The organism is Henriciella marina DSM 19595, assembly GCF_000376805.1.
In the GTDB taxonomy this organism is placed as follows: Bacteria; Pseudomonadota; Alphaproteobacteria; order Caulobacterales; family Hyphomonadaceae; genus Henriciella; species Henriciella marina.
In genome coordinates this window covers 2,412,800-2,435,605 of record NZ_AQXT01000002.1, presented here as the reverse complement: position 1 = coordinate 2,435,605, position 22,806 = coordinate 2,412,800, and the positions used below count along the sequence as shown (strand labels likewise).

Sequence of the window (22,806 nt, the reverse complement as noted above, 5' to 3'; positions counted from 1 at the left end):
TAACAAGCAGGCCGACCTATGGATAGGCTGTGGAAAAACTGGTGACAAACGGGCATGGGACTGATTGTCCACCCTATCCCGCGCTTAGTAATGATAAGAGCGCAATAAATGCTTGTAGGAGGAAGAGGACCCGATGGCCGATGTCCCGCTTAAACCACTTCTGAATGTGCTTAATGGCGAGCGCCAGGACCCTGTTCCCATCTGGATGATGAGACAGGCAGGACGGCATCTGCCAGAGTATATGGAGCTCAGAGGACGCGCGAAGAACTTCCTCGATTTCTGCTACACGCCTTCGCTGGCTGTCGAAGCAACCCTGCAGCCGGTCGAGCGATACGGCATGGATGGCGCCATCCTCTTTGCCGACATCCTTCTCATTCTCGATGCCCTCGGAAGAGGTGTGCGGTTCGAGAAAGGGATCGGTCCGATCGTCGAGCCTGTCGAAACCGGCGGACGGCTGAATGAAGTCCCGGTCCAGACCGTCGTTGAGCGGCTTTCGCCGGTGTATGAGACGGTCTCACGGGTGAAGGCGCGCCTGCCAAAGGAAACAACGCTGATCGGGTTTGCCGGGGCGCCCTGGACCGTGGCGCTCTATGCCATTGAAGGACGTGGCAAGACCGACAAGTCCACAGCGCGTCTCTGGGCGCATCAGCATCCGGCTGAACTGGATCTGCTTCTGGATGATCTGGTCGAGGCGACCGCGCACTATATGGCCGCGCAAGCTGCGGCAGGCGCTGACGCCCTCATGATGTTCGACTCATGGGCAGAAGGCCTGCCCAATGATATTTTCGAGAAGATCATCATCGGCCCGAACCGCAAGCTTGTGAAACGCCTGCGGGAGCTTGGCGTGGCCGTGCCCCTGATCGGATTTCCACGCGGCGCTGGTGTCCAGCTGCCAGAGTTTGCAGAGCAGACTGGGGTTAATGCCGTCGGGCTGGATACGGCGGCCCTTCCTAGCTTTGTGAACCGGGAACTGCCACCGACCATGCCGGTTCAGGGCCATCTTGATCCGCTCCTTCTGATGACGGGCGGGGACGCGATGGTCCGCCGGATCAATGAGCTGCTCGACGCCTATCGCGGACGCCCGCATATCTTTAACCTTGGCCACGGCGTCCTGCCGACCACGCCGATCCCGCACGTTGAACTGGCGGTGAAGACGGTGCGTGAGTGGAAAGCCAGATAATTTCAGTACACGGATAAAATATGCTCTATCTCTGGGTCAAAGCGTTTCATCTTGTCTTCGTCATCGCCTGGATGGCGGGTCTGCTTATCCTGCCGCGCTACAAGCTCCATCAGCTCAATTCGGCGCCCGGAGAGCCGCTTTTCGAGACGATGAAGTTGGCGTCGGGAAAGCTTCGCAAGATTATCCTGACGCCGGGCATTATTCTGGTCTGGGTGTTGGGGATCACGCTTCTCGTGCTCAATCCGGGCCTTATGAGTTCAGGCTGGCTGCATGCGAAGCTTCTGCTCGTCCTGGTGCTGTCCGGGCTGCACGGCTATTTCGTTGCGCTCGGCAAAAAGATCGATCGCGGCGAGGCTGTTTCTGCCAAACGGCTGAAGCTTCTGAATGAGCTGCCTTTCGTACTGATGATCGTCATCGTGATCCTGGTGATCGTGAAGCCGTTCTGATCTGCCGGAAAAGTCTTGACGTTGCTGGCGCTTTGATCACATAAGCCAGCAGCAGAGGCCGCTGGTTCCAGCTCCCGCCTTACTTTCCGATATCCATCGACCGGTTCTGCATGTTCTTTGCGGACCCCCCTTATCCAGAAGAATTCATGTCTGATCTCCAAACGCCCCCCGACTCCCCTGCAGCTGACGATAGCGAGACGCCGAGCCACGTTTATCTGCGTGACCTGAAGGCCAAGAGCCCGACCGAGCTGCTCGCCTATGCAGAGAGCCTCGAGGTCGAAAACGCCTCATCGCTCCGTACCCAGGACATGCTGTTCGCCATCCTGCGGGAACTGGCTGAACGCGATATCACGATCATTGGCCGCGGTGTTCTTGAAGTTCTGATCGACGGGTTTGGCTTCCTGCGGTCGCCAGAGTCGAACTATCTCGCCGGACCCGACGACATTTATGTCAGCCCGAAAGTTATCCGGCAGGCCGGCCTGAAAACCGGTGACACGATCGAAGGACCGATCAAGGAACCTGGCGATAGTGAGCGTTACTTTGCGCTGATGAGCGTAAACTCGATCAATTTCGAGGACCCGGAACGCGCGCGCCAGAAAGTCCACTTTGACAACCTTGTGCCGCTCTATCCTGAAGAGCGCCTGCACATGGAGAGCCAGGATCCGACGAAAAAGGATCGCTCTGGCCGCGTCATCGACATTGTTTCGCCGATTGGTAAAGGCCAGCGGGCCCTGATCGTTGCGCCGCCGCGTACCGGTAAGACGGTTCTGCTGCAGAATATTGCCGCCTCGATCGAGGAAAACCACCCCAATTGCTATCTGATCGTTCTTCTTATCGATGAGCGGCCGGAAGAAGTTACCGACATGAAGCGCTCAGTGAAGGGCGAGGTTATTTCCTCGACTTTCGATGAGCCGGCGACGCGCCACGTTGCCGTTGCTGAAATGGTGATCGAGAAAGCCAAGCGCCTGGCCGAACATGGGCGCGATGTCGTTATCCTGCTCGATTCCATCACCCGGCTTGGCCGCGCCTACAACACGACCGTTCCAAGCTCCGGCAAGGTGCTGACCGGCGGTGTGGATGCCAACGCGCTCCAGCGCCCGAAACGTTTCTTCGGCGCCGCCCGGAATATCGAGAATGGCGGATCGCTGACTATTATCGCAACCGCGCTGATCGATACCGGTTCGCGGATGGACGAGGTTATCTTCGAAGAATTCAAGGGCACGGGTAACTCCGAAATCGTGCTTGATCGCAAGATTGCGGACAAGCGCGTTTTCCCTGCTATCGACATCATGAAGTCCGGTACGCGGAAAGAAGAGCTCATCACGCCGAAAGAACAGCTTCAGAAGATCTACATCCTGCGCCGTATCCTCAATCCGATGGGCACGTCGGATGCTGTGGACTTCCTGCTCGATAAGCTGCGTCAGACGAAGACGAATGACGAGTTCTTCGAGGCCATGAAGAACTAGGCATGGCAAGCGCGCATGACACGATCTGCGCGCTGGCTTCGGGCCCGCGCCCGTCGGCAATTGCGATTGTCCGGGTCAGCGGTCCAGCCGTTCGTGATATCTGCGACGCAATGTTCGAGGCGGGGCTCCCTGCCCCGCGGCGCATGGTTTTCGGCCGCTTCTTTGATAATTCACGCGACATAATCGATGAGGGTCTCGGCGTTTTCATGCCGGGACCGAATTCCTATACGGGCGAGGATACTGCTGAGCTCTATCTGCATGGTGGCGGCGCGGTGATTGAGCACGCACTGGACACGATCTGCAGCTTCAGCAATACACGCCTCGCTGAGCCAGGAGAGTTCACGCGCCGCGCTTTCGAAAATGGCCGGCTCGACCTCGTTGAGGCAGAGGGCGTTGCCGATCTCATTGATGCCGAGACCCGCGCCCAGAAATCCCTCGCGCTCGACCAACTCGGTGGGAGTCTGTCCGAGGTCTATGAAGGCTGGCGGACCGGTCTTCTGGAATCGATGGCGCTACTGGAGGCCAGCATTGATTTTCCCGATGAGGAAGATGCGCCTGATGAGGCGGCCTCGCCGGTTTCAAGAACCCTGTCGCGTCTTGCGTCTGAGCTGGAAGCCGCCCTCAATGATGACGAGGTTGGCGAACGGATCCGGGATGGGTTTCGCATCGCCATCATCGGCCCACCGAACGCTGGAAAATCATCTATTCTCAATAGGTTAGCGCGCAAGGACGCCGCTATCGTCTCCGATATTCCAGGCACAACCCGCGATGTCGTGGAAGTCCGGCTGAAGATTGGCGGCCAGATCGTCTGGGTGGCGGACACGGCGGGTCTGAGAGAAGCCGATGATGCCATAGAGGCCGAAGGTGTCAGGCGCGCACTGGAGCGGGCGAAGTCAGCCGACATCCGTATCCATGTCCGCTCAGCCGACACGTCAGAGGCTTTCGACGTCGCTGCCGAGAATGATATCCTCGTTCTCAATAAGCTTGATCAACAGACTGTTGGTCCCGGAAGGGATGGCGTTCTGAGAATCTCCGCTACGACGGGTGCTGGTCTTTCCGCTCTCGAAGATGCGCTGCGGGATCGGATCATGCAATTGGCTGGAAAGAATGGGTCGCCGCTGATCACACGGCGGCGGCATAGAGAGGCGCTCAGCCAGGCCATGTTTCACGTGAAACAGGCAGACGCCAATCTCCGCGCGGGATTTGGCGCAGAGCTCGTGTCTGAAGATGTTCGCATGGCGTCCCAGGGCCTGTCGGGACTACTGGGCCGGATCGATGTTGAGGACATTCTGGGCGAGGTCTTCTCCACCTTTTGTATCGGGAAATGACTCGCGCCCCTGTGTTTTGCGCAGCAGATGCGGTATAGCGCGGACATTCACGGAAATTGATACGCCGAAGGCGCGAGGAATTATGCCCTCAGCAAATGATTTTGATGTTATCGTCGTAGGTGGCGGTCATGCCGGCTGTGAAGCCGCGGCTGCATCTGCGCGGGTTGGCGCAAGGACAGCGCTGATTACCCACAAGCGCGCGACGATTGGTGAGATGTCTTGCAATCCAGCCATTGGGGGACTTGGCAAAGGACATCTTGTTCGTGAGATTGACGCGCTCGATGGGCTTATGGGCCGGATGGCAGATAAGGCTGGTATCCAGTTCCGGTTGCTCAACCGCTCCAAGGGCCCGGCTGTCTGGGGCCCGCGCGCGCAGATGGACCGCAAGCTCTATCGCACCGCCATGCAGGCCGAGCTGGCCGACTATCCAAACCTGACCATCATTGAGGATGGTGTCGAAGACCTCCTCACGGAAGATGGGCAGGTTCGCGGGGTCGTGGGGCTTTCCGGTGAAAGCTGGTCGGCAAGCGCCGTGGTTATTACGACGGGTACTTTCTTGAAAGGTGTTATCCACCGCGGCGAGGAACGGATTGAAGCCGGCCGCGCGGGCGAAGCACCTGCGATTGGTCTGTCAGACCGGCTCTATGCGCTAGATCTTCCTATGGGGCGCCTGAAGACCGGCACCCCTGCCCGTCTGGATGGGAAAACGATCGATTGGGATCGTCTGGAGAAACAGCCGGCGGATGAAGTGCCGGTGCCCTTCTCCTTCATGAATGAGAAGATCGATGTTCCTCAGATCGCTTGCGGCATCACTTTCACGAACGCCCGCACGCATGAGATCATCGCGAAGAATCTGAACAAGTCGGCGGTGTACTCCGGCGCAATTGCCGGGAAAGGCCCGCGCTATTGTCCCTCCATCGAGGACAAGGTTCATCGCTTCGTCGACAAGGATCGCCACCAGATCTTCCTTGAGCCAGAAGGCCTGGACGATGACACCGTGTATCCCAACGGCATTTCGACATCCCTGCCATCAGACGTGCAGGTAGAATTCATTCGCTCGATCGAAGGTCTGGAGAATGCCCGTATTATCCAGCCGGGTTATGCGATCGAATATGATTATGTTGATCCACGTGCGCTGAACCGCAGCCTCGAGGTGAAGGTGCTCGGCGGTCTTTACCTTGCGGGTCAGATTAACGGCACGACCGGTTATGAAGAAGCTTCCGCTCAGGGCCTGGTTGCCGGTCTGAATGCGGCGCGCGCGTCACAAGGCCTTGAAGCAGTCAATTTTGATCGGGCCGAGGCATATATTGGCGTTCTTATCGATGACTTGGTTACGCGGGGCGTGACGGAGCCCTATCGCATGTTTACATCGCGCGCCGAATATCGCCTCGCGCTTCGGGCCGATAATGCAGATCAGCGTCTGACCGAGAAGGGTATCGAAGTCGGACTTGTCGCTGGGTCTCGAAAAGAGATGTTTCACGTGAAACATGAGAAGCTTCGCCTTGGACGAGAGCTCCTTAAATCACTGACCCTGACCTCCAATGAGGCAGCTAAATATGGTTGGAAGATCAATCAGGACGGTCAGAAGCGGCGCGCCTGGGATTATCTTGCATACCCAGATATCGACATGAGCCACATTGAAGAAGCGTTCCCTGAAGTCTCGGCGCTCGATGCAGATACGAAATCCCAACTCAGCATCGAGGCGCTTTATGCTGGGTACATTGAGCGGCAACAGGGCGATGTAGAGGCTCTGAGACGAGACGAGGCGCTCGAGATCCCAAGAGAGATCAATTACAGCGCGATTGGCGGCCTTTCTAACGAAGTGAAGTCCAAGCTGGAATCGGTCCGCCCCTCCACGATCGGACAGGCATCCAGGATCGAAGGCGTTACGCCTGGCGCGCTCGTGGCTCTGCTGGCACATGTTAAGCGCAGCAATCGGCTGCGTGCGGTTAGCTGATGCAGTCTCATCTGGAAAAGAGCTTGCTGGAGACCGGTGTTTCACGTGAAACACTCCCGAAGCTTGAGGGCTTCGTCGAACTGCTCGATGAGAGGCGTCAGAAGATGAACCTGATCGGTCCGCGTGAGATGGACCAGATCTGGGACCGTCACATCCTCGACAGCGCACAGATTGTCGGCCTGACAACGCCCGATTGCCGTATTGTTGACCTCGGATCTGGCGCTGGTTTGCCGGGTCTGGTGCTCGCCTGCGAAGCGTCGACCCGCGGCGGAGAGGTCATTATGGTCGAGTCGACCGGAAAAAAGTGTGCATTTCTTCAGACCGTTATAACCGAGCTGAAACTGCCAGCGAAAGTTATCCAGGGCCGGATCGAAAACGCGGTGCCCGAACACGTTGATTTCATTACAGCAAGAGCGCTCGCGCCCCTGCCCCGCCTCGTAAGCTATGCCTATCCGTGGATGGCAAAGGGCGCGACGGCGCTCTTTTTCAAAGGTGAGCGCTGGCAGGAAGAATTGACGGATGCATCGGATTGCTGGACGTTGAGGCACGAAGCGATCCCAAGTCGCACAAGTGATACAGGGGTCATACTCAAGATCGAGGAGGCGCATCGTGTCTAAAACTGGCACCCGGATCCTGGCAATCGCAAACCAGAAAGGCGGCGTCGGCAAGACGACCACCTCGATCAATCTCGGAACCGCGCTCGCCGCTGTTGGCCGGCGCGTTCTGGTAGTCGATTTCGACGCGCAGGGAAACGCCTCCACAGGGCTTGGTATCAGCCGCGCCGATCGCCGTCTGACGAGCTATGATGTCGTCGTCGATGAGCTGCCGCTCGAAGAGGCCATCATGCCGACGCTGGTACCGCGTTTGGAGATCGTACCGGGCGATGAAAATTTGTCGGGCGTCGAAACAGAGCTGGCAGACAAGTCCCGCCGGTCCTATCGATTGCGCGATGCGATCCACAATCACGTGAAAAAATATGAAAATGACGAAGACAAGCGCTTCGACTTCATCCTTATCGATTGCCCGCCATCGCTCTCATCCCTGACGATCAATGCGATGACGGCGGCAGATGCGCTGCTCGTGCCGCTGCAATGCGAGTTTCTGGCGCTTGAGGGGCTGAGCCAGCTTCTGCGAACCGTGGAAGTCGTGCGGTCAGGCCTTAATCCTGACCTCGAAATCCAGGGCATTGTTCTCACCATGTATGATCGCCGGAACAACCTTTCCGATCAGGTCGCCGACGAAGTGCGCGAAGTGCTGGGCAAGAAGGTCTACAAGACGGTCATTCCTCGCAACGTACGTTTGTCCGAGGCGCCAAGTTTCGGGAAACCTGCCCTCCTCTATGATTACCGCTGCCCTGGAAGCGAGGCCTATATCAGGCTGGCGTCCGAAGTGCTGCAGAGAGAGCGTGCCCGTACGACGCTGGAGCCGGCCTGATGAGCGGTGACGCCAAACAAAAGCCCAGCCGCCTCGGCCGCGGCCTTTCGGCCCTGATTGGTGAGGTCGAAGGGGCCTCCACCTATGAAGAGCGCGAAAGCGAGACCAGAACTGACGCCTCGACGCTGTCGATCAGTGACATCCGACCGAATCCACAACAGCCACGGCGCTATTTCTCAGAGGCTGAGCTCAGTGAGCTCGCCGAATCCATCCGGGCCAAGGGGGTTCTGCAGGCCATTCTCGTTCGGCCAGACCCGAAGACAGATGGAAAGTACCAGATCGTTGCGGGTGAGCGCCGCTACCGCGCCGCCAAACAGGCCGGTCTCACTGAGATTCCGGCGACAATCCGGGCGATGGATGAGCTCGAACTGCTCGAAATCGGCATCATCGAGAACGTTCAGCGGACCGATCTCAATCCGATCGAAGAGGCAGAAGCCTATGGCGCGCTGATGCGGCGCTTTGGGCGGACGCAGGAAGGCCTCGCCGAAAGCGTCGGCAAGAGCCGTGCACACATCGCCAATACGATCCGTCTGCTCAATCTATCGGAGACGGCGCGCTCTCATTTGCGGGAGGGCAGGATTTCGGCGGGCCACGCCCGCGCGGCTCTCGGCGCACCTGATCCAGACGCGGTTATTGAGATGGCTGTCAGCAAGGGACTGAGTGTCCGCGACGTTGAGCGGCTGTCGCGGTCAGCCAAGGATGAGGGTGGCCTGGAGGCTGTGGCGACCCGCGTCCGTAAGGCTGAAAAAGACGTCGATACAGAAGCGCTTGAGGCAGATCTGAGCCGGGCGCTTGGGCTAGCGGTCGATATTCGCCACAAGGGCGATAATGGTGAAATACGTATTAAATACAGCGACTTAGAGCAACTCGACGATCTTTGTCGGCGCCTGACCGCGCGCCGCTGATTTATCTTTTAGCGCGCGAAGCTGCCGACTTCACCACATTCAGGAGCAATAGTCGGAGCGCGGGATCGCCCGCGGCTGCGGACGTTTTTGCCTGCAGCTCGAGGTCGTGGACAGCCGCGAGCAGCCGGGTCAGTGAGGACGCCGTCCAGAGGTCGAGCCGTGCGCGGAAGGCCGGCCACTCCGATCCCCAGACGGGTGGGCGGAGTTTGCGGCCAATATCGCTTCCCGTCCCCATCAGGCCACGCGCCTGCATCAGGCGCTTAATCTCCATCTCCAGCACGCGCAGGAAGCTGATCGTTGTGGTGCCGGTCTCATTGACCCGGTCATATTCGGCCTGGCAGCGTACGGCGTCGCCGTCGAGGGCCGCCTGAGCAAGGTCCCGTGCGCTATCATCGGCGTCGGTCCGGCAGACAAGCCGGATATCTGCGATCGAGAGCGGCCGGCCGAGACCCCGGCCATAAAGCGCGAGTTTTTCGGTTTCCTGGTTGGCGAGCCCGCGATGGCCGGGAAGAAGGCTGACGAAATCTTCCAGCGCTTCGTCTTCAATCTCGACATCGAGGGATGCGAGCTTTTGTTGAACCATCGATTTCAGCGAGTCCTGCGTGTCGGCATACACCTGGATGGCGGCCGCTGTCTTCGACTGCTCGATCGTGGTCCGGAGTTTTGAGCGTTTGTTGAGGCTGCCATTCAGGACAATGAGCCTGTTGGCGAAGCCCGAGGACATCTGATCGGCTTGCGCGACGAGATCGAGCACCGGCTTGGAGATTTTTTCTCCTGATGTGCGAACCCGAACGATTTCGATGTCGCCCAGTAGAGAGCCCGTTTCAACCTTGTCGGAAAGAAGGTGAGGTTCGCGCCGGATATCATCATCATCAAGCGTGATCTGGCGCGCGCTGCTGGAGGATTTGCTCCAGACGGCGACGATTTCATCTGCAAGATCACTGACCACACCATCGTCATCGCCGAAAATGAGCGCGCACCAGATGGTGTTGTCGGATGACTTCAAGCGGCTGGAGACCTGCCCGCTCTTGAGGATCATTGGGCGGCTTCGACCTTGATCCTGAGGTCGTCGACAATCTTGCGGGCCAGCTCGTCCATGCCACGCTCGGATGACTGAGTCTGTGCAGCAACGTCGCCATAAAGCGATTGGGTCGCTGCAATCGGGATCTGGACCCGCGACTCCCCCTGGAATGTGCGGCCGCTCTGTGTGGTGAGAACGTAGGACGCCTCACCCTCAAGGAAGGAGCGCGAGACGCTGCCATCATTGAGCAGCGTGATACGTTCAAGCTGCTCTGCAAGCGTTACCTTGAGGCGGCCCGGCTCATCCAGGCCGGGCAAGCCAATCGCAAGTTCCTTCATGAGCTCCCGGCGCAAGAGGTAGCCAGAGCGTTCATTAATCTCTTCGACCTGAATTGGTGAGCTGCCCGATCCGTCAAAGGCAGCGCCAGCGTAGAGCGGCCGGAAACCGCAGGCGGTGAGCGCCGATATGGCGGCGAGCAGGCAGATGGTTCTGATCATGATGCCACGATATTCACGATGCGGCCCGGAACCACAATGATTTTCTTGATATCGAGCCCGTCAATGAAGCCTGCAATCTCAGGACTATTCAGGGCCTGGCCTTCGATGTCTTCCTTGCTGGCGTCGCGAGCGACCTCAATTTCGCCGCGGCGCTTGCCGTTCACCTGGATCGGCAGCGTGATCGTGTTCTCGATCATGAGGGCGGGATCGGACGTCGGCCAGGGCGCGTCAGAGATAAATCCCTCCTCGCCGAGTGTCTTCCAGCACTCTTCCGCCAGATGCGGCATGAAGGGCGTTAGACAAATGGCCAGAAAGCGTGCGCTTTCGCGGCGGCTTGCGACAGTTTCCTCACCAGACCCTTCGGCTTTTTTCAGCGTGTTCACCCAGTCATGGCAGAGCGCAATCGCTGCATTCAGACGGAACTCGGATATCGCCTTGTTGATCTCAGCGGCGGCGCGATGCGAGAACCGCAGGAGGGGGGTGGCACCGGCGTCTTTGGGCGCCTGATCCGTGCCGTCGAGACCGTCAAAAATCGACCAGACGCGCTGAACGAACCTTGCAGCACCCTCGGCGCCAGCTTGCGACCATTCCACATCCCGTTCAGGCGGACTGTCCGAGAGGACAAACCACCGGGCAACATCAGCGCCGAAGGTCGCAATAATGGCATCGGGGTCGACAACATTCTTGCGTGACTTCGACATCTTCTCGATCGGGCCGGCGGTAACGGCGAGATCGCTGCCTTTGACGAAAAGGCCGCCATCACGGCGTTCAACATCGCCCGGCTCAACCCATTTGCCGTCACTGCTCTTATAGGTCTCGTGCGTCACCATGCCTTGTGTGAAGAGACCGAGGAAAGGCTCTCCGGCTGGCAGGTCCAGTTCACCAACATCGCGCAATGCGCGCGAAATGAAGCGCGCATAGAGAAGATGAAGCACGGCATGCTCGACGCCGCCGATATATTGATCGACCGGCATCCAGTAGGCGCGCTCTTCCTTGTCGCTTACCCCTGCAAAGCGGGCAAAATACCAGGACGAGTCGACGAACGTATCGAGCGTGTCGGTTTCGCGGGTCGCGGTCCCGCCGCACGTCGGACAGTTCGTCTTCTTCCACGTTGGGTGATGAGCCAGTGGATTGCCTGGCTTGTCGAAGCTGACATCCTTCGGAAGCTCAACCGGGAGGTCCGCTTCTGACACAGGAACGGTGCCGCACGTCTCACAGTGGACGACAGGAATCGGACAGCCCCAATAGCGCTGGCGGGAAACCCCCCAATCACGAAGGCGGTAATTTACTGTCCCCTCGCCAAGTCCAAGAATCTCGAGCTTCTCGATGGCAGCCGTAATGGCATCGTCCGTCGAAAGGCCGTTCAGGAAGTCTGAATTGTAGATCGTGCCCGGCCCGGTATAGGCGGTGTCGGTCACCTCATGGCTCTCTTCCGAGGCCTCAGGCGGCAACACGACCGGCTGAACAGGCAAATCGTACTTTCGTGCGAAGTCGAGATCGCGCTGGTCCCCCGCAGGTGAGCCGAAGATGGCGCCCGTGCCATAGCCTGACAGGACGAAGTTGGCCGTCCAGACCGGAATGGTCCAATCTGGATTAAATGGATGCTGAACCCTAAGTCCGAGATCAACACCGAGCTTTGGTGCCTTCTCAATGGCTTCTTCCGACGTCCCGATCTTGGCGGCGTCTGCAATGAAATCGCGGATATCCGGGCGGTTCTCAGCGAGCGCGCGTGTGATCGGGTGGTCCGGCGCCAGCGCGAGGAAGCTCGCCCCGTAAAGCGTATCGGGCCGTGTGGTGTAGACTTCGATATGTTTTCCGAACTCTGCTGGTTGTTCGCCGTCGAGGACCCAGCGGACGCTCGCGCCCTTGGATTTGCCGATCCAGTTTGCCTGCATCAGGCGAACTTTCTCGGGCCAGTTGTCCAACGTTTCCAGCCCTTCCAGAAGCTGGTCGGCGAAGGCGGTGATCTTGAAGAACCACTGGGTCAGCTCGCGCTGTTCGACAGGGGCGCCGGTGCGCCAGCCCTTGCCATCGATGACCTGCTCATTGGCAAGGACGGTGTTGTCGACTGGGTCCCAGTTGACTTTGCTGGCCTTGCGATAAGCGAGGTTGCCCTCGAGCAGTTTCAGGAAGAGCCGTTGCTGCTCGCCATAATAGGCCGTGTCGCAGGTCGCAAATTCGCGGCTCCAGTCCAGTGTCAGGCCAAGCTTCTGAAGCTGGGCGCGCATGGCGGCGATATTCTGATACGTCCATTCGCCCGGATGTACGTTTCGCTCGATCGCCGCGTTTTCCGCCGGCAGGCCGAACGCGTCCCAGCCCATCGGATGAAGGACATTGTGGCCAAGCGCGCGGCGATGGCGCGCAACCACATCGCCCATGGCGTAATTTCGGACATGCCCCATGTGGAGCTTGCCCGACGGATAGGGAAACATCTCAAGGACGTAGGACTTTTCCTGTCCCTTGGCCTCTTCGGGCGATTTCGTCTTGAAGATTCCAGCGTCTGCCCAGGCTTCACGCCATCTGGCTTCCGCGGCTTGCGGATCATAGCGAGACGTCACGGCGTCCCTCCTGCAATTGGATGTCTGCTGGCTGAACGCCTAGCTGAGTTCGGACGATTTGAGAACGCGGGCCCGCGTAAGGATTGCATTCTCAAGCTGCGGTCCGGTTGCCGGGTCGACCGGCGCATCGGTCCACGCGCCGTCCTGCTGGATCTGGCGGAACACCGAAACCTTGACGCCATCTGCCCGTAGTCGGGAATCAAGAATGTAGACCGTCGCGCGAATGCGCTCGCCTTCGGCTTCCTGGAATGACTTCCAGTCATAATTGATGATGCCGCCAACCGGATCGGCCGTCGTTAGCGGAAGTGTGTTCAGCGTGTCGAGGCTGGCGCGCCAGAGATAAGGGTTCACACCGCCTTCGAACTGTTCTGCGACGCTGATGCTCCGCTCGCCGCTATTGCCACCAAACAGGCATCCCGAAAGGGCAAACACTCCGGCGAGGGCGGCGGCGATCTTCATGGAAGCCTTCATAACGATAATCCTGTCGGCAATATCTTCTTCACTGGGCGACCTGTATAGCATCTGCGACCCATCGGGCCAGTGCTGATATGTGCTCGACGACCAGCAATCGACCGGACCTGACTATCATGAGCCGAAACGCCCCTCTCTTCGCCCTCGCCGTAGCCCTGCCTTTCGGCGCTCTGGGCGCCGCCGCGCAGCCGCTGGATATCAAGTCCAGCATAGAGGCCGCGACCGTCGCCAGCTTCATGGAAGACGATCGCAATGACAGCGAAACCATCCTGTATGAGATCGCGCTCGACACTGAGGCAGAGACAATCCTGCAGAACGGAACAGAGCTTGGGGCGCGCCTGACGCTTCGCGGTCAGCGCGACCACCCTCTTCGTCCCGGCTTTGCGGGTCAGTTTTCTACAGGTGTGCCAATTGCGGGTGGGTATAGCGGTCTTTCCGGCCTTGCGCCCGGCGATAAAACCGGTGCCCGTGGACGGCTGGAGACGGCCTATCTGCGGGCAGATGGCGGTTATGGAGAGGTTCGGGTTGGGCTGGACCGCGGCGTCGCGGCCCGCTTTTTCGAGGGCGCGCCGTCGAGCCTCACCTTTTCCGGTGTCTCAAACCCCTATCTCGACCCGACAGGCTTGAAGATAAATCGCACCAATCATGATGTGACCGGCCCGTCGCCCAAGTTGAGCTATGCAAGTCCGCGCATTCTCGGCCTTCGCGCAGGTGCGTCGTTCACGCCTGATGGAGACGGACGCCATCTCGACCGGAGCCTCTCGCAGTTTCCAGAGCAGTCAGGCCTCAGCAACGTCTTGGAAGTCGCTGCCAATCTGTCGCGCACGCTGAGATCATCGCGCACGAAGATCGAGGCCTCCCTGGCCTGGTCGAGCGCAGACGTCGACCACCCCGCCGCCATCGCGCGTGACCGGATGGAGAGCTGGTCCATAGGGGGAAATGTGGAAAGAGGCGGCGTCGAGATCGGCGGGTCGTGGCTCAGCAGCGACAATGGATTCGACGGCGCAGACTATGAGGCGTGGGAAGTGGGGATATCGCGGGACTTCGGCGAAACCGGCGTCTCGCTCAACTATGGAGAGGCTGAAGATGATCTCGCCGCGGTCTCATCCAAAGGCTTCAGCGTGTCAGCGTCGAGGGAACTTTCAGACGGCTTCGACGTCGCTGTCAGTTATCAGGATGAAAGTCTCGAGACGTTGGCGGGGGAACGGTCGAGCATGGGAATTGTGGTAGAAATCACACTTCGCAGCGGATTTTTAGAAATGAGCAGGAATTAATGTTCATTTTATCGTCTGGTCTGATTATGTGGGCTGGGTACAAAGGTGGCATATGAAGTATTCAGTAACAGCTCTTGCAGCGCTCGGCGTTTTCGCGGCCCTTCCGGCGACCGCGCAGTCTGAGCCTATGGAGCTGTCGCCGCCGACCGTTTCCGAGACAGAGCGGGCTGAGCCGGACTGGTATCGTCAGTTTACGTTGAGCTCTCCTTCGGACTCCACGCCGATCTGGCAAGGCGCGCCGAGCAAGGAAGTTCGCCTTGCCTGGGTAAAGGGCGAGAAGTGGGAATTGAGGGTCGATCTTACGTCCCGGCCGGAAGATTCCCCGCTTGCCCATGAAGAAATGCGGGCCGGAGCCGAATTCCAGATTACGCCGCGCATCACCGTTGGCGGTATGCTGACGCTCGGTGCATCCGAGTTCGATGAGTCGCTGCAGCAGTTGCAGACTGAGAACTTCGAGACCGGCATCCGTCTGCGCTCCGCGTTCAAGTTCTAGGCCTCAGGCCAGATCCTCAAAAGCTGAAACACTCGCAAAGCCGCCAAACCGGGCGATGCTTTCCGCGTTGACGTGCGTAATGCCGCCCAATGCATAGATCGGCCTTGGCGACTGTCTCGCAGCGATGGCAAAGCGCATAAGCCCCATGGGCGATCCGGCGCTCGGGCTGTCTGAGCGGAAAACCGTAGAATAGAGACAGGCATCGACGGGGCAATGTCTCGCCATTCGAAGCTCAGCCGTAGAATGGACGCTGAGCGTCTGGATCATGGCCTCGCCGCTATTCGAGCTTCTGATCCTATGCCGCAGCCTGAATGGCCAATGCACCCCATTTGCACCCGTGGCTCTGGCCAAGGCTGGATCTGCGGCGATCAGAACGAGGCGGCCAGCTTGCTTGCAGTCACTGACGATAAGGCGGGCACTCTCGATGGCATTGGCCTGGCCGAAGTGGCGGATGATGACGCCGATGCTTTCGGGAAGCGCGCCAATGATGGCGTGCGGATCTTCAACACGGCTCGGATCGGTCAGAAAGAGCCCGCCCGGCAGGTATGGGCCTGTCAGAGCGCTTGCCTGCCTCGCGGCATTTCGGAACTTGCGGGCGATGGCCGGGGCGTGTTTCATCCGATCATGCCTAGCACTGCAAATGACCACGACATAGCCGACAGCCGCGCTCAGATTTTGCAAGAGCTGTCAGACGCGAGCGACCAGATGGTGGAGCTGATCGCTGTTTCCAAGAAACAGCCAGATGAGCGGCTTCAGGCGGCGCTTGACGCAGGCCAGCGCGTGTTCGGCGAGAACCGTGTTCAGGAGGCGCAGGACCACTGGCAGGCAAGGCGCGACATTGAGGGCCTGTGCCTCCACCTGATCGGGCCGCTGCAGAGCAACAAGTCTGAGGATGCCGTCGCCCTGTTCGATGTCATCCAGACGGTGGACCGCAAGAAGATCGTCCGCACGCTGTCAGAGGCGGCCGAAAAGCTTGGCCGCTATCCAGATCTCATGATCCAGGTGAATACCGGCGAAGAGGACCAGAAGTCTGGTGTGATGCCGGATGAACTGGATGAGCTCATCGCCTATACGCGCGACACCTATCCGGGCGAGCTGAAAGGCCTGATGGCCATTCCGCCGGTCGATGAACCGGCGGGGCCGCATTTTGCCCTGCTGAAGAAGCTCGCCGATCGCGCTGGCCTGCCATGGGTTTCGATGGGGATGAGCGCTGACTATGTGTTGGGGGCCAGCCTCGGCGCGACGCATGTACGGGTGGGCAGCGCCTTCTTCGGCGAACGCGAAACGGCCTAGCTCGCTCTTAAAATTTCGATCGCAGAGTCTTTTTCGCAGAGCTGAAGCAGTTGCTTCAAGTCATCGAGACTGAGCGCGATACACCCTTCCGTCGGCGCATAATCGGGCTTTGCAACATGCATGAAGATGGCGCTGCCTTTGCCCGGCACGACGGGGTCAGTGTTGTGATCGAGCTGAACCACGACGTCATAGACATCATCCTCGCGCCACATCTCTTCGTTGCTGGCTGGATACGGGCGTTTGACGGCGCAATTGTAAAGCGGATCATCCGGGGCATCACACCAGCCGTCATCCGGGTGGAGCGGGGTCGCCGGCAGCGCTGTCTTTGGGCGGTCCAGCTTGTCGGCGCGCCAGAAGACGCGCTTGATTTTCCAGAGCCCGATCGGAGAGGCGCCATCGCCTTCATTCTTTTTGGACGCTTCGACCATCCCGCCCCGCCCGATGGCACAGGGAAATGTCAGACCCTGACCGGTAATCTTCCTGTCGGGCGTCACCCGGAACCGTGTTGGCATGTGGCCGCTCCCAAAATTGTGATCATCTAGTTATTCGACGGCGAGTCGGTGTTATGTGTATCGCGTCCCGCCAACAGCCAGCAACCCGGCATCGGAACCCATGATCAGCACCAAGACCATTCTGCTCGTCGATGACGATAATGAGCTTCGCGGCGCACTTGCCGAACAGTTCAGCCTGCATGACGGATTTGAAGCGCTGGAAGCGGCGAATGCGTCTGAGGCTCTGCAACTTGTTGAGACGACACGCCTCGATCTTGTTTTGCTCGATGTGGACATGCCGGACATGGATGGGCGCGAAGCCTGTAAGCTTATGCGCCAGCGCGGCCTCCGGGCCCCGGTGATCATGCTGACGGGACAAGATAGCGACGCCGATACGATCCTCGGTCTGGAATCTGGCGCAAACGACTATGTGACAAAGCCCTTCAGGTTTTCGGTACTGCTGGCGCGGGTGCGTGCGCACCTGCGCAGTTTCGAGCAAAGCGAGGATGCGACTTTCACCCTCGGGCCTTATGAGTTCCAGCCCGCGATGAAGCTGCTTGTGACCGAAAATGACCAGAAAGTCCGGCTGACGGAAAAAGAGACAAATATCCTGAAATACCTCTACCGCGCGGGCGGCAAAGCCGTGCCGCGAGAGGAATTGCTTTCAGAAGTCTGGGGTTACAACGCGGCGGTCACGACCCACACGCTGGAAACGCACGTCTATCGACTGCGCCAGAAGATCGAGCCTGACCCTGCCAATGCGCGCATTCTGATGACAGAGACAGGCGGCTACCGCTTACAGGCAGGCTGACTTAAGACTGGGTCTAGAAATTGAACGTTGTGCTGACGGGCGCGTGATCGGATGGCTTCCAGCCGCCGCGCCAGCCAAGATGGATCCTGTAGCTTTCAAGATCTGCGGCCGTCATGGCTGCGTCATTTGCCCAGATATGATCGAGGCGGCGACCACGATTTGAGGCGGCCCAGTCTTTCGCGCGATAGGACCACCATGAATAAAGCTTCTGGTCGTCGGAGTGGCGGGCCCGGGCAATATCGGTGAAGCCGCCGCTCTGGCGGACTTTCTCAAGCGCTTCAGTTTCAACTGGCGTGTGAGAGACAATCTTCAAAAGCTGTTTGTGGGACCAGACATCATTTTCGTGCGGGGCGACATTGAGATCACCGACGAGAATATGTGGATCTGGTGATATCGCTGACGAGGCAAAGTCCCGCGCCATACAGGCGAGAAAGTCGAGCTTGTGAGCGAACTTGTCATTCTTGACCGGGTCCGGCTCATCCCCGCCAGCGGGCAGGTAGATATTGTGGATCAGGGCCCCTTTTACCCTGCCCGTCTGGACGCGCGCATGGCCTTCTCGGCAGAGCGGATGAGCATCGACCGGTTCGATCGGGTGGCGCGAAACGATCGCGACGCCGTGATGCCCGCCCGACTGGCCAAACACCTGACAATGATCATAGCCAATCTCGCGAAAGGCTTTTGCCGGAAACTGGTCCGTCTGACACTTGATCTCCTGCAGGCAAAGAACGTCCGAGGCTTCTTCCTTGAGGAAGGCCTGGACGTTTGGCGCCCTGAGGCGGATCGAGTTGATATTCCAGGTGGTGATCTTGAGCGATTGGGAGGGCATGCCGGTGGCCTTAGCCGCGCCGCCTGAAGCGGTCAACGCGGTGGCTGGCCAGGATACTCAGTCGCAGACGCGGTCTAGTTGGACCCTGTCTCCAAAGATTCGTAGCGAAGTTTCGACACCTGGAGCGTCACCGTACCGATGGCATCGGTGTCAGCCTGGATCTTCACAGGCATGTAAGTGCCATTGTCCATTGGCGCCATCCACATGCGAAGGGGGCCATCAATGCCGGTCAGCGTCTCTTTCGCATTGATCTCGTCGGCATCGTAGCCGGCGACCTTGTCCATATCGACATGGCACTCATAGGCTTCGCCGCGAAAGGCGTCGGTCTTGACCTCTTTCAGGCCCGCATTCTCGAACGTCAGATAGGTCAGCTGACGCCCATCAAAGATCTTCATTGGCCCGCCGCAGGGGTTTCCGTTTGCCGGACGGGGCAGGAACGCGTGTCCCAGAAAAGCAGTCAGTGGATCGGCGGCGCCAAGTTTCTGGGCGGGCGTTGCCGGGGGTTCGCCGAGATTGCCGAAAGCCGGCGTTGCGGTCATCTCGACATCATCGCTGCCATAGGTCATCTCGACCCGGCGGTTCTTCTTGCCGTCGCGGTTCTGCGAGACATAGGCATAAGGCTGCAGATGGTCGTCGCGCACATAACCGCTGGCGGCCAGGCGCATGTCATAATTGACGAGGATATCGGCCAGGCCCGTCGTCTTGACGTTGGCTTTGATGGAATAGGTGTTCGGTTTCAGGTCCATGCGGAAATTCGCGCGGCCCGTAATCGGGATGAAGAGCGCCCAGGCTGTCGCCTTCACCTCATAGACAAGGCGCATGGGCTCGCCGTCGCGGATATCGGTCAGCGGTGTAGCCATGGCGGTGGGCGCGGACTGCGCAGATGACAGGCCTCCGGTCGCAAGCGCAATGAGGCTTGTGGCAGCGATCAGCTTTTTCATAAGAGGGATGTCCTTAAATTCCGGGCTTTGCAGCATTCGGTCCTATATGTGCACAGCCCAATGGAAGGTGAACAGGGGCGTCCTTGGTTCGCCGCAACAATAACACTGTTCGGCCTTATGCTAAGGGATGTGTGTAGCGGTTGACCTTTGGATGCCTGGCGCGTATTAGCGCCGCTTCTGATTTTATCTAACACTATAAGCGAGCGCCCCATGGCACGCCAATGCGAACTTTCAGGTGTAAAGCCGATCACCGGCAACCGAGTGAGCCACTCGAACGTCAAATCGAAGCGCCGGTTCCTGCCGAACCTCGTCAACGTTACCCTGCGGTCTGATGCCCTCGACCGGAACGTTTCCCTGCGCATCGCCGCAAAGACGCTCCGCACGGTCGACAAGCTAGGTGGCCTCGACGGTTATCTGGCCCAGTCCAAGGACGATACGCTTTCGCCAAAGGCGCTGAAGGTCAAACGCGATCTTCAGAAGCAGGCAACGGAAGCTGCTGAAGCCGAAGCGTAGGCTTACAGACGGTCTTCGAATTTACAGTAACGCGCTCCTCTTCGGGGCGCGTTTTTGTTTGCGTTGCGCCGATATATACGCCAGCCAGTGACGAAAGATGAGCTGGGAGCCTGACCATGTTGCGTAACGCCTTAATTCTGTCCGCCGCTATATTGGCGGCTTGTGCCCCGCAGGCCGAGACACCCGTCCCCGATGCGACAGATGCCGCCGATATGGCGCAGCCAGTGGCGACGAAGGTCTTTTCAAGCGGCACAATCTATACCGGTGTCGGGAGCCAGACTGTGGATGCTGTTGCTGTCGATGCGGATGGCCGCATCGTCTGGACAGGGACGGCCGATAGTGTCGATGCGCAGGTCGATATCGAAAACGCAGAGTTTGTCTCGCTGAACAATGGTTTCATGTATCCGGGCTTTACCGACAGCCACGCCCATCTTCTGGGGATCGGACAACGAGAACTGTCGCTGGACCTTACTGGAACCGCCTCCATCGAAGAGCTGGTCACGCGTATAGCGGCAGAAGCCGAGAGCCTTGGCGAGGAGGCGATCATTGTCGGTCGCGGCTGGATCGAGACCGGCTGGCCAGAAGGCCGCATGCCGAGTGCGGCCGATCTTGATGCCGTTGTCGGCGACAGGATCGTTATCCTGCAACGCTCCGACGGGCACGCGCTGGTCGCAAGCTCGGCCGCGCTTGAAGCGGCCGGTATCGACGCTGCGACGCCCGATCCGGACGGCGGCAAGATCGAACGCGATGCCGATGGCAATGCGACCGGTATCCTGATCGATAATGCGATGACGCCGCTCTGGGGTCTCGTCGCTCAGCCAAGTGATGAAGATATCCGGCGGGCCTATGTCGAGGGCGCTGGCGTCTACGCTGCGCGCGGCTGGACCGGCCTTCATAATATGAGTGTCCCGGCAGACCATGCCGGGATAATGGCGGAGCTTGATGGTGACGGCGGACTGCCGATCCGTATCTATAATGCATTTGACGAGGATGGGTTTGCCATTGCAGAGGCCCGCTCGTTTGAAACGGACACGATCACAAACCGCGCAGTAAAGCTTTACATGGATGGCGCGCTCGGCTCTCGCGGCGCGCTACTCATTGAGCCCTATTCGGACCGCCCGGATACCAGCGGCCTTGCCCTTCTGGAGCCGGATGGCCTCAGTGCGCTGATGCAAAAGGCCGATGAGCAAGGGGTGCAACTTGCGATCCACGCCATCGGTGACCTTGCGAACCGGCGCATCCTCGACGTCTATGAGGAGCTTGGACTTGGCGCCGACAAACGCTGGCGCATCGAGCACACGCAGATCCTCCACCCCGATGACATTGCCCGCGTGCCTGGTCTTGGCCTGATCGCGTCCATGCAACCGTCGCATGCAATTGGCGATTTGAAATTTGCGCCGGCCCGTCTCGGCATGGACCGGCTTGATGGGGCCTATGCCTGGCAGGACCTGCTGGACGCTGGCGCTGTGATTGCGGGCGGCTCGGACGCCCCCGTCGAAGTTGGCTCGCCCCTGATCGAATTCTATGCCGCTGTGGCGCGCGAGGACCTCGACGGCAATTCCGGTGAGGGCTGGCACCCGGAACAGGCGCTTTCCAGAGAGGACGCGCTTGCCCTCTTCACCTCATCGGCGGCCTATGCCGCCTTCATGGAAGACGATCTCGGCACGATCGAGATCGGCAAGCTGGCTGACTTCACTGTTTTTGACGCCGACCTGATGAGCGTACCTGAAGACGAGATTCTGGAATTAAATGCAGTGATGACAGTCGTGCAGGGCGAAATTGTCTGGTCTGCGACCGACTGACCTTTACCTGACGTCGCACTAGTCGCATTTCATTCGCGTGTTAGAACCCCATCTTGAGACCCGCGAGACAATTTCGAGGACGATAATTCATGAGCCTGACCAGCGATACCGATGTTCTGACCGAGCTTGAGCCGACCGTAGAGATCAAGGTCCGTGATGTTTTCGGCATCGACACCGACATGGTCGTGCACGGCTTCGAAACGAAGACCGAATACGTGCCGGAGATTGACGAATCCTACCGCTTCGATCCTCAGACAACGCTGGCGATCCTGGCGGGCTTCGAGCACAATCGCCGTGTGATGGTGCAGGGCTATCACGGCACCGGCAAATCGACCCATATCGAGCAGGTTGCGGCGCGGCTTAACTGGCCGATGATCCGCATCAACCTCGACAGCCATGTCAGCCGGATCGACATGGTCGGCAAGGACGCAATCGTGCTGAAAGAAGGCGTTCAGGTCACCGAATTCCGCGAAGGCATCCTGCCTTGGGCGCTGCAACGCCCGGTCGCGATTACCTTTGACGAATACGATGCTGGCCGCCCGGACGTGATGTTCGTGATCCAGCGCGTTCTGGAAGCCTCTGGCCGTCTCACCCTGCTCGACCAGAACCGGGTGATCTCGCCGAACCCGTATTTCCGCCTTTTCGCGACGACCAATACGGTCGGCCTTGGCGATACGACCGGCCTCTATCACGGCACCCAGCAGCTTAACCAGGGCCAGATGGACCGGTGGAGCATCGTCACCACGCTCAACTATCTCGAGCATGATGCCGAAGTGGAGATCGTCGCGACCAAGGCAACCGACCTCGACAAGGAGCTCCTGTCGAAAATGGTGCGCCTTGCAGACCTGACCCGCAACGCTTTCATGAACGGCGATATCTCGACCGTGATGAGCCCGCGCACGGTGATCACCTGGGCAGAGAACTACCGGATCTTCGGCGATCTCGGCCATTCCTTCCGGATGACCTTCCTTAACAAGTGCGACGAACTTGAGCGGCCACTGGTCGCTGAGATGTATCAGCGCTGCTTCGGTGAGGAATTGCCAGAGAGCGCGCTGATGGTGCGCGTCGCCTGATCTGCCAGAAAGCAGTCCGCCGGGTG

Annotated in this window: 23 protein-coding genes; 15 read left to right on the top strand and 8 right to left on the bottom strand. The window is 59.1% G+C overall.

Annotated elements, in window-relative coordinates:
* Positions 1-133: 133 nt before the first annotated feature.
* The 8 genes from hemE (at position 134) to F550_RS0112010 (ending at position 8,716) form a co-directional block, all read left to right on the top strand.
* Positions 134-1,180: a uroporphyrinogen decarboxylase gene (gene hemE / locus F550_RS0112045; RefSeq protein ID WP_018148815.1), complete on the top strand. Its 1,047-nt coding sequence runs from the start codon at positions 134-136 to the stop codon at positions 1,178-1,180.
* Between the two features lie 20 nt (positions 1,181-1,200).
* Entirely contained in the window at positions 1,201-1,626 is a 426-nt protein-coding gene (locus F550_RS0112040; RefSeq protein WP_018148814.1) for a CopD family protein, read from the top strand.
* Between the two features lie 146 nt (positions 1,627-1,772).
* Positions 1,773-3,092 carry a transcription termination factor Rho gene (rho, locus tag F550_RS17730; protein ID WP_051076871.1) on the top strand — a complete coding sequence of 440 codons (1,320 nt, stop codon included), beginning with the start codon at positions 1,773-1,775 and terminating at the stop codon, positions 3,090-3,092.
* A gap of 2 nt (positions 3,093-3,094) precedes the next feature.
* Positions 3,095-4,420 (top strand): tRNA uridine-5-carboxymethylaminomethyl(34) synthesis GTPase MnmE, encoded by a 1,326-nt coding sequence (mnmE, locus tag F550_RS0112030; RefSeq protein ID WP_018148812.1) that lies wholly within the window; start codon positions 3,095-3,097, stop codon positions 4,418-4,420.
* 82 nt (positions 4,421-4,502) lie between these two features.
* The gene (gene mnmG, locus F550_RS0112025) at positions 4,503-6,377 is read left to right on the top strand and encodes a tRNA uridine-5-carboxymethylaminomethyl(34) synthesis enzyme MnmG (RefSeq protein WP_018148811.1); all 1,875 of its coding nucleotides are present in this window, start codon (positions 4,503-4,505) and stop codon (positions 6,375-6,377) included.
* A complete protein-coding gene (rsmG, locus tag F550_RS0112020) occupies positions 6,377-6,994 on the top strand; it encodes a 16S rRNA (guanine(527)-N(7))-methyltransferase RsmG (protein WP_018148810.1) in 618 nt (205 codons plus the stop codon). Before mnmG ends, rsmG begins: the two co-directional genes overlap by 1 nt.
* On the top strand, positions 6,987-7,811 hold the full coding sequence (locus F550_RS0112015; protein ID WP_018148809.1) for a ParA family protein: 825 nt from the start codon (positions 6,987-6,989) through the stop codon (positions 7,809-7,811). The genes rsmG and F550_RS0112015 overlap by 8 nt, the downstream gene beginning before the upstream one ends.
* Complete coding sequence (locus F550_RS0112010; protein WP_018148808.1) at positions 7,811-8,716, top strand: ParB/RepB/Spo0J family partition protein; 906 nt, start codon at positions 7,811-7,813, stop codon at positions 8,714-8,716. Before F550_RS0112015 ends, F550_RS0112010 begins: the two co-directional genes overlap by 1 nt.
* Before the next feature lies 1 nt (position 8,717).
* Here F550_RS0112010 and holA read toward each other — a convergent pair whose 3' ends face one another.
* From holA to F550_RS0111990, 4 genes are read right to left on the bottom strand one after another with little or no spacing between them, the layout of a single operon-like run.
* A complete protein-coding gene (gene holA, locus F550_RS0112005; protein WP_018148807.1) occupies positions 8,718-9,755 on the bottom strand; it encodes a DNA polymerase III subunit delta in 1,038 nt (345 codons plus the stop codon).
* A complete protein-coding gene (locus F550_RS0112000; RefSeq protein ID WP_018148806.1) occupies positions 9,752-10,234 on the bottom strand; it encodes a hypothetical protein in 483 nt (160 codons plus the stop codon). Before F550_RS0112000 ends, holA begins: the two co-directional genes overlap by 4 nt.
* The gene (gene leuS / locus F550_RS0111995; protein WP_018148805.1) at positions 10,231-12,792 is read right to left on the bottom strand and encodes a leucine--tRNA ligase; all 2,562 of its coding nucleotides are present in this window, start codon (positions 12,790-12,792) and stop codon (positions 10,231-10,233) included. The genes F550_RS0112000 and leuS overlap by 4 nt, the downstream gene beginning before the upstream one ends.
* Positions 12,793-12,831: 39 nt before the next feature.
* Complete coding sequence (locus F550_RS0111990; protein WP_040501060.1) at positions 12,832-13,263, bottom strand: DUF3576 domain-containing protein; 432 nt, start codon at positions 13,261-13,263, stop codon at positions 12,832-12,834.
* 116 nt (positions 13,264-13,379) lie between these two features.
* Here F550_RS0111990 and F550_RS0111985 point away from each other — a divergent pair, with 116 nt between their 5' ends.
* Both F550_RS0111985 and F550_RS0111980 read left to right on the top strand, forming a co-directional pair.
* The gene (locus tag F550_RS0111985) at positions 13,380-14,537 is read left to right on the top strand and encodes a porin (protein ID WP_040500533.1); all 1,158 of its coding nucleotides are present in this window, start codon (positions 13,380-13,382) and stop codon (positions 14,535-14,537) included.
* 52 nt (positions 14,538-14,589) lie between these two features.
* Positions 14,590-15,030: an NtrZ family periplasmic regulatory protein gene (locus F550_RS0111980; protein WP_018148802.1), complete on the top strand. Its 441-nt coding sequence runs from the start codon at positions 14,590-14,592 to the stop codon at positions 15,028-15,030.
* Positions 15,031-15,033: 3 nt separating this feature from the next.
* Here F550_RS0111980 and F550_RS17725 read toward each other — a convergent pair whose 3' ends face one another.
* Positions 15,034-15,648 (bottom strand): thiamine phosphate synthase, encoded by a 615-nt coding sequence (locus F550_RS17725; protein WP_018148801.1) that lies wholly within the window; start codon positions 15,646-15,648, stop codon positions 15,034-15,036.
* Between the two features lie 6 nt (positions 15,649-15,654).
* Between F550_RS17725 and F550_RS0111970 the strand changes: the two genes are divergently transcribed.
* Positions 15,655-16,323 (top strand): YggS family pyridoxal phosphate-dependent enzyme, encoded by a 669-nt coding sequence (locus F550_RS0111970; RefSeq protein WP_018148800.1) that lies wholly within the window; start codon positions 15,655-15,657, stop codon positions 16,321-16,323.
* Here the strand turns inward: F550_RS0111970 and F550_RS0111965 are convergent.
* Positions 16,320-16,835: a L,D-transpeptidase family protein gene (locus F550_RS0111965; protein ID WP_026180742.1), complete on the bottom strand. Its 516-nt coding sequence runs from the start codon at positions 16,833-16,835 to the stop codon at positions 16,320-16,322. The genes F550_RS0111970 and F550_RS0111965 overlap by 4 nt on opposite strands.
* Before the next feature lie 100 nt (positions 16,836-16,935).
* On the opposite strand from F550_RS0111965, the gene F550_RS0111960 reads away from it, so the two are divergent.
* Positions 16,936-17,625, top strand: coding sequence for a response regulator transcription factor (locus F550_RS0111960; RefSeq protein ID WP_018148798.1), 690 nt, complete (start codon positions 16,936-16,938; stop codon positions 17,623-17,625).
* A gap of 13 nt (positions 17,626-17,638) precedes the next feature.
* On the opposite strand, the gene F550_RS0111955 is transcribed toward F550_RS0111960, so the two are convergent.
* Together F550_RS0111955 and F550_RS0111950 are read right to left on the bottom strand one after the other, a co-directional pair.
* Positions 17,639-18,451, bottom strand: a complete 813-nt coding sequence (locus F550_RS0111955; protein WP_018148797.1) for an exodeoxyribonuclease III — start codon at positions 18,449-18,451, stop codon at positions 17,639-17,641.
* Between the two features lie 74 nt (positions 18,452-18,525).
* Complete coding sequence (locus tag F550_RS0111950; RefSeq protein WP_018148796.1) at positions 18,526-19,392, bottom strand: DUF3108 domain-containing protein; 867 nt, start codon at positions 19,390-19,392, stop codon at positions 18,526-18,528.
* Positions 19,393-19,602: 210 nt separating this feature from the next.
* Between F550_RS0111950 and rpmB the strand changes: the two genes are divergently transcribed.
* From rpmB to cobS, 3 genes are all read left to right on the top strand, one after another.
* The gene (gene rpmB, locus F550_RS0111945) at positions 19,603-19,905 is read left to right on the top strand and encodes a 50S ribosomal protein L28 (protein ID WP_018148795.1); all 303 of its coding nucleotides are present in this window, start codon (positions 19,603-19,605) and stop codon (positions 19,903-19,905) included.
* Between the two features lie 116 nt (positions 19,906-20,021).
* Positions 20,022-21,707, top strand: coding sequence for an amidohydrolase (locus F550_RS0111940; RefSeq protein WP_040500532.1), 1,686 nt, complete (start codon positions 20,022-20,024; stop codon positions 21,705-21,707).
* A gap of 89 nt (positions 21,708-21,796) precedes the next feature.
* On the top strand, positions 21,797-22,780 hold the full coding sequence (cobS, locus tag F550_RS0111935; protein WP_018148793.1) for a cobaltochelatase subunit CobS: 984 nt from the start codon (positions 21,797-21,799) through the stop codon (positions 22,778-22,780).
* Positions 22,781-22,806 lie beyond the last annotated feature (26 nt).

Coding starts and splice junctions, on each gene's coding strand:
- hemE (WP_018148815.1), top strand. CDS start 134: ATGGCCGATGTCCCGCTTAAACCACTTCTGAATGTGCTTAATGGCGAG.
- F550_RS0112040 (WP_018148814.1), top strand. CDS start 1,201: ATGCTCTATCTCTGGGTCAAAGCGTTTCATCTTGTCTTCGTCATCGCC.
- rho (WP_051076871.1), top strand. CDS start 1,773: ATGTCTGATCTCCAAACGCCCCCCGACTCCCCTGCAGCTGACGATAGC.
- mnmE (WP_018148812.1), top strand. CDS start 3,095: ATGGCAAGCGCGCATGACACGATCTGCGCGCTGGCTTCGGGCCCGCGC.
- mnmG (WP_018148811.1), top strand. CDS start 4,503: ATGCCCTCAGCAAATGATTTTGATGTTATCGTCGTAGGTGGCGGTCAT.
- rsmG (WP_018148810.1), top strand. CDS start 6,377: ATGCAGTCTCATCTGGAAAAGAGCTTGCTGGAGACCGGTGTTTCACGT.
- F550_RS0112010 (WP_018148808.1), top strand. CDS start 7,811: ATGAGCGGTGACGCCAAACAAAAGCCCAGCCGCCTCGGCCGCGGCCTT.
- holA (WP_018148807.1), bottom strand. CDS start 9,755: ATGATCCTCAAGAGCGGGCAGGTCTCCAGCCGCTTGAAGTCATCCGAC.
- F550_RS0112000 (WP_018148806.1), bottom strand. CDS start 10,234: ATGATCAGAACCATCTGCCTGCTCGCCGCCATATCGGCGCTCACCGCC.
- F550_RS0111990 (WP_040501060.1), bottom strand. CDS start 13,263: ATGAAGGCTTCCATGAAGATCGCCGCCGCCCTCGCCGGAGTGTTTGCC.
- F550_RS0111985 (WP_040500533.1), top strand. CDS start 13,380: ATGAGCCGAAACGCCCCTCTCTTCGCCCTCGCCGTAGCCCTGCCTTTC.
- F550_RS0111980 (WP_018148802.1), top strand. CDS start 14,590: ATGAAGTATTCAGTAACAGCTCTTGCAGCGCTCGGCGTTTTCGCGGCC.
- F550_RS17725 (WP_018148801.1), bottom strand. CDS start 15,648: ATGAAACACGCCCCGGCCATCGCCCGCAAGTTCCGAAATGCCGCGAGG.
- F550_RS0111970 (WP_018148800.1), top strand. CDS start 15,655: ATGCCTAGCACTGCAAATGACCACGACATAGCCGACAGCCGCGCTCAG.
- F550_RS0111965 (WP_026180742.1), bottom strand. CDS start 16,835: ATGCCAACACGGTTCCGGGTGACGCCCGACAGGAAGATTACCGGTCAG.
- F550_RS0111960 (WP_018148798.1), top strand. CDS start 16,936: ATGATCAGCACCAAGACCATTCTGCTCGTCGATGACGATAATGAGCTT.
- F550_RS0111955 (WP_018148797.1), bottom strand. CDS start 18,451: ATGCCCTCCCAATCGCTCAAGATCACCACCTGGAATATCAACTCGATC.
- F550_RS0111950 (WP_018148796.1), bottom strand. CDS start 19,392: ATGAAAAAGCTGATCGCTGCCACAAGCCTCATTGCGCTTGCGACCGGA.
- rpmB (WP_018148795.1), top strand. CDS start 19,603: ATGGCACGCCAATGCGAACTTTCAGGTGTAAAGCCGATCACCGGCAAC.
- F550_RS0111940 (WP_040500532.1), top strand. CDS start 20,022: ATGTTGCGTAACGCCTTAATTCTGTCCGCCGCTATATTGGCGGCTTGT.
- cobS (WP_018148793.1), top strand. CDS start 21,797: ATGAGCCTGACCAGCGATACCGATGTTCTGACCGAGCTTGAGCCGACC.